Source organism: Mycobacterium sp. NPDC050551 (assembly GCF_040674075.1).
Taxonomy (GTDB): domain Bacteria; phylum Actinomycetota; class Actinomycetes; order Mycobacteriales; family Mycobacteriaceae; genus Mycobacterium.
In genome coordinates this window covers 350,992-369,220 of record NZ_JBFARC010000006.1, presented here as the reverse complement: position 1 = coordinate 369,220, position 18,229 = coordinate 350,992, and the positions used below count along the sequence as shown (strand labels likewise).

19 protein-coding genes and 1 tRNA gene are annotated in these 18,229 nt (G+C 67.1%); 10 read left to right on the top strand and 10 right to left on the bottom strand.

Annotation, left to right across the window (positions count from 1 at the left end):
- The first annotated feature begins 458 nt into the window (after window positions 1-458).
- From AB0K11_RS23990 to AB0K11_RS23955, 8 genes are all read left to right on the top strand, one after another.
- On the top strand, window positions 459-1,010 hold the full coding sequence (locus AB0K11_RS23990) for a helix-turn-helix domain-containing protein (protein ID WP_264011579.1): 552 nt from the start codon (window positions 459-461) through the stop codon (window positions 1,008-1,010).
- A 343-nt stretch (window positions 1,011-1,353) separates the two neighbouring features.
- Window positions 1,354-2,514 (top strand): MCE family protein, encoded by a 1,161-nt coding sequence (locus AB0K11_RS23985; RefSeq protein WP_364982883.1) that lies wholly within the window; start codon window positions 1,354-1,356, stop codon window positions 2,512-2,514.
- On the top strand, window positions 2,511-3,536 hold the full coding sequence (locus AB0K11_RS23980) for an MCE family protein (protein WP_364982880.1): 1,026 nt from the start codon (window positions 2,511-2,513) through the stop codon (window positions 3,534-3,536). Before AB0K11_RS23985 ends, AB0K11_RS23980 begins: the two co-directional genes overlap by 4 nt.
- Window positions 3,536-4,630, top strand: a complete 1,095-nt coding sequence (locus tag AB0K11_RS23975) for an MCE family protein (RefSeq protein ID WP_364982877.1) — start codon at window positions 3,536-3,538, stop codon at window positions 4,628-4,630. Before AB0K11_RS23980 ends, AB0K11_RS23975 begins: the two co-directional genes overlap by 1 nt.
- Window positions 4,627-5,988: an MCE family protein gene (locus AB0K11_RS23970; protein ID WP_364982874.1), complete on the top strand. Its 1,362-nt coding sequence runs from the start codon at window positions 4,627-4,629 to the stop codon at window positions 5,986-5,988. The genes AB0K11_RS23975 and AB0K11_RS23970 overlap by 4 nt, the downstream gene beginning before the upstream one ends.
- Window positions 5,985-7,235: an MCE family protein gene (locus AB0K11_RS23965; RefSeq protein WP_364982871.1), complete on the top strand. Its 1,251-nt coding sequence runs from the start codon at window positions 5,985-5,987 to the stop codon at window positions 7,233-7,235. Before AB0K11_RS23970 ends, AB0K11_RS23965 begins: the two co-directional genes overlap by 4 nt.
- On the top strand, window positions 7,235-8,815 hold the full coding sequence (locus AB0K11_RS23960; protein ID WP_364982868.1) for an MlaD family protein: 1,581 nt from the start codon (window positions 7,235-7,237) through the stop codon (window positions 8,813-8,815). Before AB0K11_RS23965 ends, AB0K11_RS23960 begins: the two co-directional genes overlap by 1 nt.
- Before the next feature lie 47 nt (window positions 8,816-8,862).
- On the top strand, window positions 8,863-9,375 hold the full coding sequence (locus AB0K11_RS23955) for a hypothetical protein (RefSeq protein WP_302913425.1): 513 nt from the start codon (window positions 8,863-8,865) through the stop codon (window positions 9,373-9,375).
- A gap of 358 nt (window positions 9,376-9,733) precedes the next feature.
- On the opposite strand, the gene AB0K11_RS23950 is transcribed toward AB0K11_RS23955, so the two are convergent.
- The 3 genes from AB0K11_RS23950 to AB0K11_RS23940 form a co-directional block, all read right to left on the bottom strand.
- Window positions 9,734-9,824, bottom strand: a tRNA-Ser gene (locus tag AB0K11_RS23950).
- A gap of 42 nt (window positions 9,825-9,866) precedes the next feature.
- On the bottom strand, window positions 9,867-10,319 hold the full coding sequence (locus AB0K11_RS23945; protein WP_364982864.1) for a nucleoside deaminase: 453 nt from the start codon (window positions 10,317-10,319) through the stop codon (window positions 9,867-9,869).
- Window positions 10,316-10,837, bottom strand: coding sequence for a tRNA adenosine deaminase-associated protein (locus AB0K11_RS23940; protein ID WP_364982861.1), 522 nt, complete (start codon window positions 10,835-10,837; stop codon window positions 10,316-10,318). The genes AB0K11_RS23945 and AB0K11_RS23940 overlap by 4 nt, the downstream gene beginning before the upstream one ends.
- Before the next feature lie 110 nt (window positions 10,838-10,947).
- On the opposite strand from AB0K11_RS23940, the gene AB0K11_RS23935 reads away from it, so the two are divergent.
- Window positions 10,948-11,892 carry a prephenate dehydrogenase gene (locus tag AB0K11_RS23935; RefSeq protein ID WP_364983167.1) on the top strand — a complete coding sequence of 315 codons (945 nt, stop codon included), beginning with the start codon at window positions 10,948-10,950 and terminating at the stop codon, window positions 11,890-11,892.
- Here AB0K11_RS23935 and AB0K11_RS23930 read toward each other — a convergent pair.
- From AB0K11_RS23930 to AB0K11_RS23910, 5 genes are read right to left on the bottom strand one after another with little or no spacing between them, the layout of a single operon-like run.
- Window positions 11,855-12,457: a putative glycolipid-binding domain-containing protein gene (locus tag AB0K11_RS23930; protein ID WP_364982858.1), complete on the bottom strand. Its 603-nt coding sequence runs from the start codon at window positions 12,455-12,457 to the stop codon at window positions 11,855-11,857. The genes AB0K11_RS23935 and AB0K11_RS23930 overlap by 38 nt on opposite strands.
- Window positions 12,454-13,224 carry an ABC transporter permease gene (locus AB0K11_RS23925; RefSeq protein WP_364982855.1) on the bottom strand — a complete coding sequence of 257 codons (771 nt, stop codon included), beginning with the start codon at window positions 13,222-13,224 and terminating at the stop codon, window positions 12,454-12,456. The genes AB0K11_RS23930 and AB0K11_RS23925 overlap by 4 nt, the downstream gene beginning before the upstream one ends.
- A complete protein-coding gene (locus AB0K11_RS23920; RefSeq protein ID WP_364982851.1) occupies window positions 13,221-13,898 on the bottom strand; it encodes an ABC transporter permease in 678 nt (225 codons plus the stop codon). Before AB0K11_RS23920 ends, AB0K11_RS23925 begins: the two co-directional genes overlap by 4 nt.
- Window positions 13,899-13,901: 3 nt before the next feature.
- Window positions 13,902-15,011 carry an ATP-binding cassette domain-containing protein gene (locus AB0K11_RS23915; protein ID WP_364982849.1) on the bottom strand — a complete coding sequence of 370 codons (1,110 nt, stop codon included), beginning with the start codon at window positions 15,009-15,011 and terminating at the stop codon, window positions 13,902-13,904.
- A gap of 4 nt (window positions 15,012-15,015) precedes the next feature.
- Window positions 15,016-15,969 (bottom strand): ABC transporter substrate-binding protein, encoded by a 954-nt coding sequence (locus tag AB0K11_RS23910; RefSeq protein ID WP_364982846.1) that lies wholly within the window; start codon window positions 15,967-15,969, stop codon window positions 15,016-15,018.
- A 199-nt stretch (window positions 15,970-16,168) separates the two neighbouring features.
- Between AB0K11_RS23910 and AB0K11_RS23905 the strand changes: the two genes are divergently transcribed.
- The gene (locus tag AB0K11_RS23905; RefSeq protein ID WP_364982844.1) at window positions 16,169-16,564 is read left to right on the top strand and encodes a lipopolysaccharide assembly protein LapA domain-containing protein; all 396 of its coding nucleotides are present in this window, start codon (window positions 16,169-16,171) and stop codon (window positions 16,562-16,564) included.
- On the opposite strand, the gene AB0K11_RS23900 is transcribed toward AB0K11_RS23905, so the two are convergent.
- Together AB0K11_RS23900 and AB0K11_RS23895 are read right to left on the bottom strand one after the other, a co-directional pair.
- Window positions 16,565-17,617, bottom strand: coding sequence for a phosphotransferase family protein (locus tag AB0K11_RS23900; protein WP_364982841.1), 1,053 nt, complete (start codon window positions 17,615-17,617; stop codon window positions 16,565-16,567).
- 9 nt (window positions 17,618-17,626) lie between these two features.
- Window positions 17,627-18,226, bottom strand: a complete 600-nt coding sequence (locus AB0K11_RS23895) for a histidine phosphatase family protein (RefSeq protein ID WP_364982838.1) — start codon at window positions 18,224-18,226, stop codon at window positions 17,627-17,629.
- Between the last annotated feature and the right edge of the window lie 3 nt (window positions 18,227-18,229).

Sequence of the window (18,229 nt, the reverse complement as noted above, 5' to 3'; positions counted from 1 at the left end):
GTGTTGTGAATGCTGGGAGAGTATTCGGCGAAACAATTGTCTGTGCGACTGCAATTTTTGGTACGACAGTGCCGAACCCGCGAAAGGCGCCCGCGCCGGAACTAAGGCCGCCGATGCCGATACGGGCCCTCGCGCGCAAGTCAGGGTGATAGTCGTCGGACGACATCGTGGAGTTCAACGCGACCTGGTCCCGCCACGTCTCAGACTGCCGGGCCACCACGGTCGTGGCGCGCCCGATCGGGGCGGGCGGAGGTTCGGCGTCATGGGTTCAGGCTGCGAGCCAGCGTCTGAGCCGTCAATATCCATCGCCGAATGTGAGAACGGGCGAGGGTGGGGGCATACCCATCTGTGTCGCGTCGTGGCCTGCGGAACTCGCACTATCGTGCAAACCGGCCGCAGAAACTTCTCATCGTGATAATGCTGATTGTCGAGACATCGTCGTAAATGAGGGAGGTGCGATGGCGCGAACGGACTGGCTGGTGGGAGCCGACCGCCGCACCGAGGCGGTCGAACGCATCTATTCCGCCGCCGCGGAGCTGGTCTCCCAACAAGGATTCGAAGCGTTCACGATCGGCGCGCTGGCCGAGAAGGTGCACTGCTCGCAGGCCACCATCTATCGCAACGTCGGCGGCAAGGCGGCGATCCTGGAAGGCGTTGTGCACCAAATGTCGATGCGCATCGTTGCCCAGGTCAGAGACGCGATCGCTGACCTCGACGGCGCCGAACGCGTCGTGACGGCCATCCTCGTCGCTTTGGACCACATCCGCGCCGAGCCGCTGGGGCCGTTGATGATGGGCACGATCCGCCCAGACCACGACAGCGGATGGCTTACCGCCTCTCCGGTGGTGACAGGCCTCGCGGGACAGATGATCGGCCGCAGCGACCCGTTGGCCGCCCAGTGGCTCATCCGCGCGACGCTGGCGTTGTGGTACTGGCCGGTCAAAGACCGGGCCACCGAGCGCGAGATCGCCGCACGATTCATCGGCCCATGCTTCGACGACCGCCGCTGACCTTCCCTCGCGACGCCCGACCGCAAGGAATTCGCCTGCTGCGACCAAGTCGGTGATCGGCGAAACCCGTTTTCGCGGAGTGAGAGAAATGGCGGACAAATTCTCACTCTTCTTCGCTGGTCGGAACGGCGCCGTCCACTTCAAACGGCTGCGTGTTCCGGCAACCGGTTGTCATCTTCCTCGCGGCGCGTTGACTCCCTCGGCTCGAGAAATTCAAGCTGGGCCGGTGGTGACCACGGTGCGACAAACCGGTGCTCAAGGCTCGGCCTGAACTGTGTCCGCGCATAAGTCGTCTCGCAGGTCAGCGCTGGTTTCGCCGGCGGCGGTGAAACCTCTGGCAGGGTTGATCACCACGGTGTGTCTGGCCGCGATCGTCACGCTGTGTGTGGCGATGTTCCGTGGGGACTTCATCGCCTCCGAGCCCGTCACGGTGCTGTCCTCGCGCGCAGGATTGGTGATGGATCCCGATGCCAAGGTCAAGCTGCTCGGCGTCGAGGTGGGTCGGGTCACCTCGATCGAATCGCGCCCCGACGGCCAAGCGGCGCTGCACCTGGCTATAGACCCCGGGCAGTTGAAGCTGATCCCGGAGAACGTGGTCGTCGACATCGCCTCCACGACGGTGTTCGGCGCCAAGTACGTCCAGCTGGTGTTGCCGCCTGACCCGTCGACTCGTTCGCTGCGCAGCGGGCAGGTGCTAGCGGCTCAGCAAGTGACCGTCGAAATCAACACGCTGTTCGAAAAGTTGACCTTGTTGCTGTCCTCGATCGAGCCGGGCGAACTCAACGCGACCCTCGAGGCGATCTCCACGGCTCTTTCCGGGCGAGGACAGAAAATCGGTCAGGCGTTCGCCGACCTCGACGCCTTCCTGGCCCGACTGGAACCAAGCCTACCCACCCTCGAACACGACATCGCCACAGCTGCTCCCGTATTCGGCGCACTCGCCGACGCCGCCCCGGATCTACTGACCACAGTCGCCAATACCACCCGATTGAGTTCCACTCTCGTCGAGCGCCAACAGGACCTGGACGCGGTGCTGATGTCGACGATCGGATTGGCGGATGTGGGAACCGACGTGCTGGGTGCTAATCGTCAGCCGCTGACCGACGTGCTCGATCTGTTGGTGCCGACAACCGATCTGACCAGCCGCTACCACGAGGGGATCTATTGTGCGTTAGCAGGTTTCATTCCAATTACCGAAAGCCCGCCCTCCCCGGCTCCCGGTGTGGTGGCCAGCTTGGGCTTCTCGTTCGGCATGGACCGTTACCGGTATCCGTCGAACCTGCCCAAGGTCGCTGCGACCGGCGGTCCTCACTGCGGCGACATCGGCCTACCGGATATGCCATCGGGGTTCAAGCCCAAGTTCGTTTTGGCCGATATCGGTGCCGACCCTACGCAATACGGCAACGAAGGTATCGTGCTCAATTCCGACGGGCTCAAACAGCTGCTCTTCGGCCCCATTGACGGTCCACCCCGTAACACCGCCCAGATCGGGCAACCCGGATGAACCGATCCGGATGGACCATGGTCAAGGTCGGCGCGTTCGCCGTGGTGATGGTGGTGCTCACTGCCGCGCTGTTTCTCACGTTCAGCCAGTTCCGCAGCGGCTCCACCAACAGCTATTCGGCGGTGTTCACCGACGTATCGAGTTTGAAAACAGGTGACAGCGTGCGTGTTTCGGGCATCCGTATGGGCACCGTGTCGAAAATTGCGTTGCAGTCAGACAAGACCGTGGTTGTCAACTTTGACGCCGATCGTAAGGTGGTGCTGACTAGCGGCACCAAGGTGGCCGTGCGCTACCTCAACCTCGTCGGTGACCGCTACCTCGAATTGGTCGACGCTCCAGGGGCCAGCCAGCTGCTGGCTGCCGGGGCGCAGATTCCGCGCGAGCGGACCGAGCCTGCTCTGGATCTCGATGTGCTGCTGGGTGGGCTCAAGCCGGTCATCCGCGGACTGAACCCCCAAGACGTCAATGCATTGACTTCGTCGCTCATCCAGATCTTTCAGGGCCAAGGCGGCACCTTGGAGTCCATTTTGTCGAAGACCTCGTCGTTCTCCACCGCGATCGCCGATCGCCACGAAGCCGTCGAGCGGCTCATCGACAACCTCAACACCGTCGCCGCGACGCTAGCCGATGACGGTCCTCGCTTCTCGGAGAGCATCGACCGACTGCACAAGCTCGTCGAAAGTCTGTCCGCTGACCGCGATCCGATCGGTACCGCCATCGAGGCCCTCGAAACCGGTACGGCGTCGGTGGCTGATCTGCTCACCCAGGCCCGTCCTCCGCTCAAGGGCACCGTTGATGAGCTCAACCGGCTCGCGCCGCTGCTTGATGAGGACAAAGAACTCCTCGACACCGCTCTGCAGAAGGCGCCCAACAACTACCGCAAATTGGTGCGGCTGGGTGCCTACGGCAGCTTCATCAACTACTACATCTGCGCAGTCAGCTTCCGCGCCAGTGATCTTCAAGGACGCACTGTGGTGTTCCCGTGGATCAAGCAGGACACGGGAAGGTGCGCAGAACCCTGATGTTGAAATACCGGGGCACACGTCTCATCCGTGCAGGATTCATCGGCGTCACGTTGATCATCATGGTGATCGCGGTCGGGCTCAACCCCGAACGCATCATCACCTGGGCTACCAGCGTGCGCTATCAGGCGATGTTCGCACACGTCGGCGGACTGGTCATCGGCAACGACGTCAAAGTATCGGGAGTCAAGGTCGGAACGGTATCCGACGTTGTGCTGCAGGCAGGCAAAGCGATGGTGACGTTCACCGTGGACAGCACAGTTGCACTGGGATCGGCAACCACCGCCCACATCCGCACCGGCTCCCTACTGGGGCAACGCGTCCTGACACTGGAGTCCTCCGGCTCCACCACGATGCGGCCCAACGCGGTGATCCCGTTGTCACGCACCGGATCGCCGTACTCGTTGACCGACGCCGTGGGTGAGCTCACCACCAACGCCGCCGGCACCGACACCGCCGCGCTCAACCAGTCCCTGGACACCCTCAGCGCCACCCTCGACCAGATCGCACCCCAGATCGGGCCGGCTTTCGATGCGGTGTCGCGGTTGTCCCGCTCGATCAACAGCCGCGATGAGACCCTGGCCGAATTGCTGCGCCACACCAGCACCGTCACCGATGTGCTCGCCAAACGCAGCGGTCAACTCAACGCGCTGATCCTCAACGCCAACTATCTCATCGAGGTGCTCGCCGAACGCCGTCAGGCCATTGTCGACCTGCTGGCCAACACCTCCGTGGTCGCCCAACAAGTGTCCGGACTGGTCGCCGACAACGAAGAGCAGCTGGCACCCGCCCTGGAAAAGCTCAACTCAGTGACGGCCATGCTGGAAGAGAACCGCGACAACATCGCCAAAGCACTACCCGGACTGGCGAAATACCAAGTGACGCAAGGAGAGACGGTCGCCAACGGATACTACTACAACGCCTACATCCCCAACCTGGCGCTACCGGAAGTCCTGCAGCCCTTCCTCGACTACGCGTTCGGTTTCCGCCGCGGCACCAACAACGGCCAACCCCCCGACAACGCCGGACCACGCGCTGAAATCCCGTTCCCCTATAACGGGATTCCCCAGCCCGGAGATCTGCCGCCACGATGACCAGACGCCGACTTGTCACCATCGCAGCCCTCACGCTGGCGGTCGCTCTCGCCGGCGGGGTCACGCTGTTGGTTCGCCAAACGTTCTTGGGGCCCACCACCATCACCGCGTACTTCACCAAGGCCATCGCGATCTATCCCGGTGACACCGTCCAGATCGCCGGGGTAACAGTCGGGCGTATCGACGCGATCGACTCCGAAGGCACCCGCGCCAGGATGACGCTGAAGCTGGACCGGGGCGTTCCTGTGCCCGCTGATGCCAAGGCGGTCATCGTGTCACAGAACCTGGTCGCGGCCCGCTACGTCGAACTGACCCCGGCCTACGAGCCCGGCGATGGTCCGCTCATGGCTGATGGCGCCCAGATCCCGCTGCAACGCACCGCCGTACCCGTGGAGTGGGATCAAGTCAAAGACCAATTGATGCGACTGGCCACCGACCTCGGACCCCGCGCTGATGCGCCGCCGTCCATTTCGCGGTTCATCGACAGTGCCGCGGCCGCACTGGACGGTAACGGCGGCAGGCTTCGCGACGTCATCGCCCAGCTCTCCGGTGTGGCGCGGGTACTGGCCGACGGTAGCGGCGACATCGTCGACATCATCACCAATCTGCAGACCTTCGTCACCGCACTGCGCGACAGCAACACCCAAATCGTGCAATTCCAGGACCGATTCGCCACCTTGACCAGTGTGCTCGACGAGAGCCGCTCCGATCTCGACGCCGCGGTGACCCACCTGTCCTCGGCGATCACCGATGTGCAGAGGTTCATCGCCGGGAGCCGCAACCAGACCTCCGAACAAATCCAACGCCTCGCGAACGTCACCCAGAACCTTGTCGATCACCGCACCGATCTGGAGAACGTACTGCACATCGCCCCCAACGCGGTCGCCAACGCCTACAACATCTGGAACCCCGACTCCGGAGATGTCAACGGCTCCTTCGTACTGACCAATTTCTCCAACCCCGTCCAGTTCATCTGCGGGGCCATCGGTGCCGTGGAGAACATCACCGCCCCCGAGACCGCCAAGCTATGCGCCCAATACCTCGGGCCCGGCCTGGACCTGCTCAACTTCAACGGGCTGCCATTCCCGATCAACCCGTTCCTGGCTCCCGCCTACAGCCGCGACAACATCATTTACACCGATCCCAAACTCGCCCCGGGCGGATCAGGACCCGCCCCCACCGCACCTAGGCAGCCACCCGCACTGTCGGCCTACCCCGCACCGGCGGCGCCGCCGCTGCCAACCTTGCTGTTGCCCAGCACAACACCCGAGCCCGCGCAGGGCGCCACGCCGCCGCTGCTTCCCGCAGAAATCCCCTCCCCGCAAACTCCGGCGGCCGTCCCCGAGCCACACTCATGACCCTCATCCGCAGTTCACGTCGCCTCCTGTGCCTTTTCGCGGCCATTACGCTCGCCGCCTCCGGCTGCGCCTTCCAGGGAGTCAATTCCCTGCCGCTGCCCGGCGCCGTCGGCCGCGGTCATGACGCCGCCGTCTTTCACATTCAGATCAAGAACGTGGGAACCCTCGAACCCAACGCTCCCGTGCTCATCGCCGATGTCATCGTCGGCAGCATCGCATCGATGACAGTTGATAACTGGCACGCCAACGTCGACGTCTCACTGCAACCCGACGTCATCGTCCCCGCCAACGCCGTCGCCACGGTGGGTCAAACCAGCCTTCTCGGCTCGATGCACCTCGCACTGGACCCCCCCGCCGGCCAAACACCCACCGGACGGCTGGCGCCTGGCTCCACGCTCGGACTCAACCGCGCGTCGACCTACCCTTCGACCGAACAAACCTTTTCTACGCTGTCAGTGCTGATCAACTCCGGCGGTGTCGGCCAGATCGGCGACATCATCAGTAATACCAATGCCATCCTGCAGGGCCGCGAGGAGCAGATCCGTGGCGCGCTGACCCGACTCGACACCTTCATCGGCGCCATGGACAGTCAGCGCGACAACCTCGCCGCCACCATCGACAACCTCGACCGCCTCGCCGGCATCCTGGCCGGACAAACCAACACCCTCACCGACGCGTTGCGCGACATCCCACCCGCACTCGAGGTGCTCGACCGCGAACGGCCCAAACTGACCGAGGCGCTGACCAAACTCGGCAAGTTCAGCGACATCACCACCCGGTTGATCAACGACAGCCAAGCCGACCTCTTGGCGAATCTGCGCAATCTGCAACCCACCCTCAAGGCGCTCGCCGACGTCGGCCCCAAGCTCGACGCCGCGCTAGCCCTGGCACCGACATTCCCCTTCCCCCAGAACGTGATCGACCGAGGAGTGCGTGGCGACTACCTGAACCTCTACGCCGTCGTCGATCTGACCTACCCGAGGCTGAAGCGCACCATCTTCCGCGGCACCCGGTTCGAAGATATCGACGCCGACTTGATTCCGGCTCCCGGTGACCCGTACTACCTTCAATACACCTACGACCCGCTCAACGCCCCCCTGACCAAGACCGTGCCGACGGCGCCGCCAGGCACACCGGCCCCCGCCGGACCTCCGTCGGCCGGCTCGCCGACGGCGCCAGAGACCGGGCCGCCCTCGCTGCCGGCCGAAGCGCCGACGCCGCCGCTACCGACTGGGGGCGGGAACTGATGCTTCCGCGCTTCGTCCGCATCCAGCTCGTGATCTTCACCATCGCCTCTGTCGTCGGCGTCTCGGTGATGCTGGTCAACTATCTGCAACTGCCGACCATGCTGGGCATCGGCCGGATGAGCGTCACCGTCGAACTGCCCAACAGCGGCGGACTGTACCGCTTCGCCAACGTCACCTACCGCGGGGTGCAAGTCGGCAAGGTCAGCGCCGTCCTCCTTGATCCCGGACCCCCCACCCACACCAAAGCCCAACTGACGCTGAACACCTCGGTCGAGATCCCCGCCGCCCTCACCGCCGAAGTGCACAGCATCTCCGCGATCGGAGAACAATACGTCGACCTGGTACCCCACACCGACGCGCCGCCCTACCTTCGCGAAGGCTCGGTCGTCGCCATGACCGACACCACTGTGCCCCAACAAGTCGGGCCCCTGCTCGACCAAACCAGCGCCCTACTCAGCAGCATCCCGAAAGAAAAACTCAAAGCCCTCCTCGACGAGACATTCACCGGCCTCAACGGCGCCGGTTTCGACCTCGGTTCACTGGCCGACTCGACATCGCGACTGACCGGCGACCTCAACACAGTCGCCGACCGCACCCAGGCGCTCATCGATGACAGCGCTCCGCTGCTGGACGCACAGGACGCCAGCTCCGACGCACTGCGCACCTGGAGCCGCAGCCTGGCCGGCGTCACCACTCAGTTGGTCGACAACGACCCGCACATTCGCGCCCTGCTCAGCCAGGGACCGGCGGCCGCCGACGAAATCTCAGCACTGCTGAGCCAGATCAAACCCACCCTGCCAGTCCTGCTGGCCAACCTCACCACCATCGGGCAGATCGCGGTCACCTACAACCCCTCTCTGGAGCAGGTCCTGGTGCTGCTACCGCCGTTTGTGTCCACTGTCCAAGCCGCGATGCCCCGCAACAACGCCACCGGAATACCCACCGGCGGTGAATTCGCGATCACCGCAGGCGACCCCAATCCGTGCACCGTCGGCTTCCTGCCGCCCTCTCAATGGCGCTCCCCGGCCGACCTCAGCGACATCGACACCCCCGACGGGCTGTACTGCAAGCTGCCCCAGGACTCCCCGACCACGGTTCGCGGCGCCCGCAACTACCCGTGCATCGCCCACCCCGGCAAACGCGCGCCGACCGTGCAGCTGTGCAACGACCCCAACGGCTTCCAACCACTGTCCGCGCGCCCCCACATCCTAGGTCCCTACCCGTTCGACCCCAACCTCATCGCCCAGGGCATACCGCCCGACTCACGAGTCTCCAGAGACGACAACATTTTCGGCCCCACCACCGGCACGCCGCCGCCACCAGGAGGCGTTCCCGCCGACACTCCGGCGGGAGTTCCGCCGCCGCCGCAGCTGCCGCCGCTCCCTGAGGTAGCACCGGGCACAGCCCCCACGGTCGCGCCCAGCGCCTACCAACCAGGGCAACAACCACCCGGTTTCGCTGTTGCGCAGTACAACCCGCGCACAGGCAACTATCTGGGCGCTGACGGCGCTTTGTACACCCAAGCCGATCTCGGTGGCACACCAACCCCATCAACGTGGACCGATCTGCTGCCGCATTGACTCGCGCCGAGCGGCCACAGCCCACCCCCTCACATCCAGGAACCGCCATGAAGACAGCCATCACGACGTGCGTCGTGGCCGCCGCCACCTTCGTTGCCATCAGCTCGCCGGCGACCGCCGATACCTCGGAACTGGAAGGGGCCCTCAACGGCACATTCCGCGCTCAGTCCAACGGCGACTGGGCAAAGGGCAACGAAATGTACTACGCCCAAGAAACAGTGACAGCGACCTGGATCATCACCAGCACCTGCACCAACCCGACCGATTGCACCGGACAGGTCAGCAGCGATCAAGGCTGGAGCGCAGTGATATACAAGACGTCGGGTCTGTGGAACATCAGGCACACCGTGCCGCGGTGGCTACCCTGCCCCGACGGAACGGCCGCCGATGGGCTACAGCACTACCGCTTCTACCCTGTCTCTGGCGAAACCGGACAGGTCGACAACAGTCAATACGACCTCTTCGCCGGCCTCGACGAAACCACCGGCCCCAGCGGCGCGTGCGGAATCAACAGACCCGTGCTGATTTCCTTACCGTTCAAGCTGACCCGGATCAGCTGACTGATCATGCATCCCCCGCAGACTTCGACCTCGCGCTCTCCGACGCCGGTTGCGAAGAGGCGACCCTCCCGAAGCTTGTCGAGTACATAACGCCCATCCAGATCAACCACTCCCAGCAGCTCTTCGACTCGGACATCGTCAATCGGCTGAGGGCCAGAGGGGCGAACGGGCTTTGTGGCCAAGGTGACCCTGGACACCTACGCGAACCTCTACGACGACGATGTGGATGCTGTCGGAGCTGCTTTTCACGCCCGGTAGTCACCGGAAGATGTGAGCAAGCTGTGGGCAAGCAGCGATGCACACCATCGACCCGACCGGGGCATAGCCGCTCCACCTGCATGATCAGGAGGAGGGCTTGTGGCGGTGGCGGAGGGATTTGAACCCTCGGACGGGGGTTACCCGTCACACGCTTTCGAGGCGTGCTCCTTAGGCCGCTCGGACACGCCACCGTGTGGCAGCTTACCGAAGCTCACCGGACGGCCCTAATCGCGCTACCGCTGTTTCGCGAAGAACGCCTCCAGCGGCGCCGCGCACTCGTCGGCGAGCACGCCGCCGCGCACCTGCGGCCGGTGATTGAGCCTGCGATCGCGCACCACGTCCCACAGCGACCCCACCGCGCCGGTCTTGGGCTCCCACGCCCCGAACACCAGCCGCCCCACCCGCGCCAGCACCAGCGCGCCCGCGCACATCGTGCACGGCTCGACGGTCACCGCCAGCGTGGCGCCCTCGAGCCGCCAGCCGTCGGCGCCGCGGGCCGCCGCCGCCCGAAGGGCCAGGATCTCCGCGTGCGCGGTCGGATCGCCGAGCTCCTCACGGGCGTTGGCGGCGCGGGCCAGCTCGGTGCCGTCGGCGGCCACCACCACCGCACCGATCGGCACGTCGCGCGGCCCCGCCATGGCTGCCGCGGAGAGGGCCGCGCGGATCAGCTGCTCGTCGGAGCTCACCGATCGAGACGGTCGAGCACGGCCGACAGCTCGTCGGCGAACCCCATCTCCCGGGCGATGCGGCCGAGCTGCTCGTCGGCATAGAGATCGGTCTCGTCGAGGATCACGCCGAGCACCGCGCCGGCCAGGCCGACGTCGGACAGCAGCCCGACGTCGCCTTCGGAGAACGGGTCGGCGTCGTCGAGGTCCTCGGCACTGATGTCGGCGTCCAGCTCCTCGAGCACCTCGGCCGCGATGTCGTAGTCGAGCGCGGCCGTGGCGTCGGACAACAGCAGGCGGGTACCCGCAGGCGCAGGCCGGACGATCACGAAGAACTCGTCGTCGACGTCGAGCAGCCCGAACACCGCACCCGCGCTGCGCAACTCGCGCAGCTCCGTCTCGGCCGCCGACAGGCTGCGCAGCGCCGCCCGCCGCATCGCCGTGCAGCGCCACTTGCCGTCTTCGCGGACGACGGCCACCCCGAAGCCGTCGGGCGCGTCGACAGCCTGGTTCTGCGCCGGTGCCCGCTGTGCTCCCATGTCGGCCTACGCTAGTCGCCGACCAGGGACTTTGACCAGAAACGCCCGGCCGAGCCCGCCCCTGCCCGCCCCGCGCGGTATGCCAACCTGGAACGGTGACAACTGTCCCCGTGTGCGTGCTGGGTCTCGGCCTGATCGGCGGTTCGGTGATGCGTGCCGTCGCCGCCGCCGGAGGCGAGGTGTTCGGCTACAACCGGTCGGTGGAGTCCGTCGCGGCCGCGCGGTTCGACGGTTTCGACGCCGGCGAGGACCTCGACGGGGTGCTGGCCCGGGCAGCAGCCAGCGGCGCGCTGATCGTGCTGGCGGTGCCGATGCCCGCGCTGCCGATCATGCTCGGCCACATCCGCGACGTCGCCCCGGACTGCCCGCTGACCGACGTCATCAGCGTCAAGGGCGCGGTGCTGCGGGAGGTCGACGGATTCGGGTTGACCGCGAAGTTCGTCGGGGGCCATCCGATGACCGGCACCGCGCACTCCGGCTGGACCGCGGGCGACGCCCGGCTCTTCGTCGGCGCCCCGTGGGTGATCAGCGTGGACGACCACGTCGACCCCGACGTCTGGGCGCTGGTGATGGACCTCGCGCTGGCCTGCCACGCGGTGATCGTGCCCGCCCGCTCCGACGAGCACGACGCCGCCGCGGCGGCCATCTCCCACCTGCCGCATCTGTTGGCCGAGGCGCTGGCCGTCACTGCGGGCGAGGTGCCGCTGGCCTTCGCGCTGGCCGCCGGATCGTTCCGGGACGGCACCCGGGTGGCGGCCACCGCGCCGGACCTGGTGCGGGCGATGTGCGAGGCCAACGCCGACCAGCTGCTGCCCGCTCTGGACCGCACCATCGACCAGCTCACGGCTGCCCGCGATGCCCTGGCGTCGCACGCGTCGACGGCGGAACTGGTGGAGGCGGGGCACGCGGCCCGGATGCGCTACGACAGCTTCAGCCGGCCGGAGATCGTCGCCACCACGATCGGCGGGGACGACTGGCGCGAGGAGTTGGCCGCCGCCGGACGTGCCGGCGGGGTGATCAGATCCGCTCTGCGAGTCCGGGATAGTCGAGGATGAAGCCCTCGGAGTCGACGCTCACCGTCGTCTCGGCGGCCGGCGAGTGCAGCTTGATGTCGCCCGGGCCGTCGCTGCTGTAGCTGATCGACGCCGACTCCACCGACAGCTCGGGCAGCCGCACATAGACCACGGGCACCACGATCGAGTCGGCGCCCTGGTGCAGGCCGGTGCGCCGGATCGGCAACGCGTTGAAGAACGGGCTGAAGATCACGTCGACGTCGAGCGCGCCGTCGTAGGCAGCCCGCTTCGTCTGGTTCTGGTGGTCCTGGATCAGCCACATGTTCTCTTCGTCGCGCGCGATCGACAGCTGCCGATCCCGCTCGGCGAGGGTGACCGTCAGCGACAGCCGCTTGGTACCGCCCCGGTCGTCGGTGACCAGGTCGTAGGACGCGGAGAACGCCGGATGGGAATCCGTGGCGGCAGCGACGATCCGGCCGTAGGCCTTGATGCGGTTACCCGAGAGCTGCACGCGGACGGACTCCATCCGCGGGACGTCGTGTGCTCGCCACGTCAGCACGGCAGGCCAGGCGTTCGCCGTCTGCTCAGAGCGGTCTGCTTCACTCACCTCTCTACCGTAGGCGAAGGGCGTGCCCCTGCGTAACCGGACGGCCGCGACTCCAGATCGATCTCGTCGCCGAGGAACGGCTGGGGCATCCGGCGCCGGCCACTCCCGAGCCGCCCGCTGCCCGGAACCGACGCCCACACCGCGAACGCCAGCAGGGCGTCGAGGATCAGCGCCAGCGCCGTCACCATCAGCGCGCCGACCAGTGCCAGGTAGAACTCGCGCACCTTGATGCCGTCGATCAGGTAGCGGCCGAGGCCGCCGAGGCTGGCATAGGCCGCCACCGTCGCGGTCGCCACGATCTGCAGCGTCGCGGTGCGCAGCCCGCCCAGGATCAGCGGCAGCGCATTCGGGGTCTCCACGCGCAGCAGCACCTGCCGCTCGGTCATCCCCATCGACCGCGCCGCGTCCACCACCGTGCGATCGACGTTCGCGATGCCGGAGTAGGTGCCCGCCAGCAGCGGCGGGATGCCCAGCAGCATCAGCGCGACCGTCGGCGGCACCAGGCCCAGCCCCCACAGCAGCACGCCGAGCAGCAGCACACCGAGTGTGGGCAGCGCGCGCAGCGCGTTGACGCCGGAGACCACCAGGAAGGTGCCGCGGCCGGTGTGGCCGATCAGCATGCCCACCGGAACGGCGATCAGTGCGGAGAACACCACCGCGACCGCGGTGTACTCGAGGTGCTCGACGATCCGTGCGGTCAGGCCGTCGGCGCCCGACCAGTTCGCGGCGGTGAAGATGAAGGCGAGCGCCTCCTGCAGGAAATTCATGCCGCCGCACCCGTCGCCGGCCGCGCCACGCGCGGTGCCCGGTTCGCCCTCGTCCACGGCGTGAGCGCGCGGCCCGCGAGCATGATCAGGGTGTCGACGACGAGCGCCAGCACGAAGATCGCGATGATGCCCGCGATGATCTGGTCACTCTTGTTGGCCTGATAGCCCTCCGTGAACCAGGTGCCGAGTCCGCCGATGCCGATCACCGATCCGACCGAGACCATCGAGATGTTCGTCACCGCCACCACCCGCAGGCTCGCGACGAGCACCGGGACCGCGAGCGGCAGCTCGACCTTGAGCATCCGGCTCAGCGGCTTGTAACCGACGGCGGTGGCGGCGTCGAGCACCGCGGGCGACACGGCGTCCAGCGCCTCGGGCACCGCGCGCACCAGCAGCGCGACGGTGTACAGCGTCAGCGCCACGATCACGTTGGCCTCGTCGAGGATCCGCGTCGGGATGAGCAGCGGCAGCACCACGAACAGCGCCAGCGACGGGATGGTGAAGATGATGCTGGCCGTGACGGTCGTCAGCCGGCGCAGCGCCGTCGTGCGCTGCACCACCGCCCCCAGCGGCACCGCGATCACCAGGCCCAGCACGATCGGGATCAGCGAGAGCCGCAGGTGAATGATCGTCAGGGCCCACAGGTCGTCGAGGTGGGTGATCAGGTAGCGCACGCGTCAGCCCAGCTCCGGGACGCGCCGCTGTTCCCTCAGCGCCGCCAGCACGTCGTCGGCGCGGACGCCGCCCAGCAGCTGGCCGTCCGCGTCGACCGCCACGCCGAGCCCCGACGGCGACGACAGCGCCGCGTCCAGCGCGAGCCGCAGCGTGCCGTCCGGGCGGTAGAAGGAACCGCCGCCGATCGTGCAGTCGTAGAGGTCGTTGCCCTTGCGGTGCAGTTCGACGCCCTCGGCGTTCATCCAGGCATACGGTTTGCCGTCGGCGTGGGTGACGAGCACCCACTCGTCCCGGCCGAGGTCCAGGCCGTCGATCTCGGCCTCGGCGACGTGCCTTATGTCGTGCAGCGGCAGCCCGCTGGACTGGAAGAACTGCAGGCCGCGGTAGCCGCGGTCGGCGCCGACGAACCCGGACACCAACTCGTTGGCCGGGTTGGACAGCACGAAGGAGGGGTCGGCGTACTGCTGAAGCACGCCGCCGCGGCCGAACACCGCCACCTTGTCGCCGAGCTTGACCGCCTCGTCGATGTCGTGGGTGACGAACACGATGGTCTTGCGCAGTTCGCTCTGCAGCCGCAGGATCTCGGCCTGCAGATCCTCGCGCACCACCGGATCGACCGCCGAGAACGGCTCGTCCATCAACAGGATCGGCGGGTCGGCCGCCAGCGCGCGGGCCACGCCGACGCGCTGCTGCTGACCGCCGGAGAGCTGCGCCGGGTACCGGTCCGCCAGCTTGGGGTCCAGCCCGACGCGTTCCATCACGCCCAGCGCCGCCTTGCGGGCGCTGCGCCGCGACTCGCCGCGCAGCACCGGCACCGTGGCGATGTTGTCGACGACGCGCAGGTGCGGCATCAGGCCCGCGCTCTGGATGACGTAACCGATGCCCAGCCGCAGCTTGACCGCGTCGACCTTGGTGACGTCCTCGCCGTCCACGGTCAACGTGCCCGAGGTGGGATCGATCATCCGGTTGATCATCCGCATCGACGTCGTCTTGCCGCAGCCGGACGGCCCGACGAAGACGGTGAGCGTGCCCGCCGGCACCTCCAGCGTCAGGTCGTCGACCGCGACCGTGCCGTCGGGGTAGCGCTTGGTGACGTTCGTGAAGGTGATCATTCGCCTACTTCCCGATCGGCTGGTCGAAGCCGTTGTCGCTCAACCACTTCTCGGCCGCCTCGTCGGGATCGACCCCCCGGTTGCCCTCCACCGAGCCGTTGAGTTCGATGAGCCCCTTCGTGGTGAGCTTGGCGCTGACCGCGTCCAGCACGGTCTTGAGGTCGTTGGACATCTTCTGCGAGGCCACCAGCGGCACCACGTTGGCGGCCAGGAAGTTGTTCTTCGGATCCTCGAGCACGACGAGGTTGTTCTGCTCGATCGCCGGCGAGGTGCTGAAGATGTTGGCGGCGGTGACGGTCCCGTCGGTCAGCGCGCGCACGGTCGCCGGGCCGCCGCCGTCGTTGATCGACAAGAAGTTGCCGGGCGCGATCTTCAGCCCGTACTTCGCGTCGAGGCCGGGCAGCCCCTCCTTGCGGGTCTGCCACTCAGACGGGCCGCCCATCTTCACCTCCGGTGAATGCGTGGCCAGGTCGGCGATCGTCTTGAGATTCCACCGCTGGGCGGTGGCCTCGGAGACCGCGACGGTGTCCTTGTCCTCGGCGGGCGCCGGGTTGAGGATCGACAGGTCGCCGGGCAGCGCCCGCAGCAGGCCGAGCACCACCGCGTCGGGTGTGGTGACCTCGGCCTCCTTGTCGAAGTACTGCAGCAGATTGCCGGTGTACTCGGGAATCAGGTCGATCGAATGATCTTGCACCGCAGGGATGTAGACCTCGCGGCTGCCGATGCCCATCTGTTTGCGCACCGTGAAGCCGTTGGTCTCCAGCACCTGCGCGTAGATCTCGGCGAGGATCTTGCTCTCGGTGAAGTCGGCGGAGCCCACCGCGATCGTCTTCAGGTCGCCCGACACCGCGCCGCCGCCGAGCGGGTTCGAACTGCCGCATGCGGTGAGCACGACCGCGAGCACCACCACGGCCGCGCGGCCTGCGGCCACCGCCAGCCGGCTACGCGTTCTCGACATGGCGAACGTCCTCTCCGGAGCCTTGGGGGCCTGCGCTCGTCAGGACCCTAGCGGCATGCGGGCGGTGCTGCCGGGCTTTGGTGCACCGTGAGCAGGACCCCGCGGCCGGCGCCATGCCCGGCGAACAGCGCCGATGACGCGACGATTACGGCAGGTGCCGATGGTTTCGCAAACCCAGCGAAGGGGCAATGATGAGCCTATGAGCACCGATCCCTACGGGGCGCCGACGGGGTCGACACCCGCACCTCTCGGCCCGCCGAACCCCGGTCCCCCGAGCCCGGGTGACCTCCAACCGCTGCCACACCAGCCCGCGGCGGACGCGGACGTGAAGGAAGTGAAGTTCACTCGCGCGGCCGCGCTGTGGTCGGCGGTGATCATCGGCCTGCTGATCCTGATCGTGCTGCTGATCTTCATCGCGCAGAACACCGAGTCGGCGCAGTTCGCGTTCCTCGGCTGGAGCTGGAGCCTGCCACTGGGCGTCGCGATCCTCGGCGCCGCGGTGTGCGGTGGGCTGCTGACCGTCGCCGTCGGCACGGTGCGCCTCTTCCAGCTGCGCAAGGCGGCCAAACGCAATCTCAAGGCCGCCCGGCGCTGATCACCAGCCCTCGGTGGTCAGCGCCTCGAGACCGGCGGTGATCAGCGGGGCGACCGCCTCGCCGACGTTGTCGGGGCCCGCCGCGCCCATTCGGGAGCGGTAGTCGATGCCCGCGGCGATGATCGCCAGCTTGAAGTACGCCAGCCCCATGTAGAAGCTCCAGTTCGCCAGCGGCTGACCCGAGATCGTCGCGTACCGCTCGGCCATCTCGTCGGCCGTCGGCAGCAGTGGCGACGCCCACGCCGCCTCGTTGTGCACGTAGTTGAACGTCGGGTGGCGGTAGACGCACATCAGCGCGGCGTCGCTGAGCGGATCGCCCAGGGTGGACATCTCCCAGTCCAGCACCGCGCACACGGTGGTGGCATCGGTGGCGTCGAGAATCGTGTTGTCGATCCGGAAGTCGCCGTGCACGATCGACACCCGGCTCTGTGCCGGCACCGCCGCGCCGAGCGCCTGATGCAGCCGGGCGACGTCGGCGTCACGGGGATCGTCGTCGTGGCGGACCAGCTCCCACTGCGAACCCCACCGCCGGACCTGGCGTTCGAGGTAGCCGTCGGGCTTGCCGAAGTCGGACAGCCCGACCGCCGCGGGGTCGACCGCGTGCAGGTCGGCCAGCGCCTGGATCAGCGCCGTGACACACCAGTCCAGCATCTCCCGGTCGCCGAGCGCCTCGAGTTCGGCGGCGGTGCGCACCACGCGGCCCTCGACGTGCTCGACCATCTGGAACGGCGCGCCCAGCACGGAGTCGTCGTTGCGCATGGTGACGGCGCGGGCCACCGGCACCGGGGTGTCGGCGAGCGCGGCGACCACCCGGTACTCGCGGGCCATGTCGTGCGCCGACGGGGTGAGGCCGTGCAGCGGCGGGCGGCGCAGCACCCACTTGGAGGCGTCGTCGAAGACCAGGAAGGTCAGGTTCGACCGGCCGCCTGCGATGAGCTCGCCCCGCAGCTCACCGGTGCGGGCGATGCCTTCGCTTCGCAGATGGCGGTCCAGCGCGTCGAGGTCGAGACCTTCGAGTGGGCCGGCACCCTCAGGGGAAACATCCGTTGTCACGGCACTTGTCTACCACCGAAGATTCCTCGGGAGCAGATCCCATACGTGTTCGGTCCCGTTCACCGACGCCACCCCGAGCTTTCCCTCCCGCGACGACAACAGCCGGGTGATTCCCGCGTAGTCGACCTGCACGCAGAGCAGTCGCCGGGTCTCCATGAGGCTGTGCACCAACGCGTTGATGACGCCGCCGTGGCTGAACAGCGCGACGGTGTCCTCGTGGTTCGCCGCCGCGACGATGTCGGCGACGCCGTCGAGCACCCGGGCGATGAACGCCTCCTCGTCCACGCCACCGGGCAGGTGGCCGTCGATGAGCCGCTGCACGTCCTCCTGCGAGGCTTCCTCGATCGGCGTGTAGTGCGACAGGTCGCGGTCGTACTCGGCCAGCCGGTCGTCGATGTCGATGGGAAGCCCGAGTGCGTCGGCGACGGGCTGGGCGGTCTGCACGGCGCGGCGCTGCGGGCTGCTCACCAGCCGGGTGATGGGGAAGCGCTCGAGCGCATCGGGCAGCCGCGCGGCCTGCTCGACGCCCGCCTCGGACAGTTCGGGGTCGGCTCCCTGGCCGGGTTCGCTGCGATGCGGTAGCGCATGTCGGATCACAAGCAGTTGCACCGT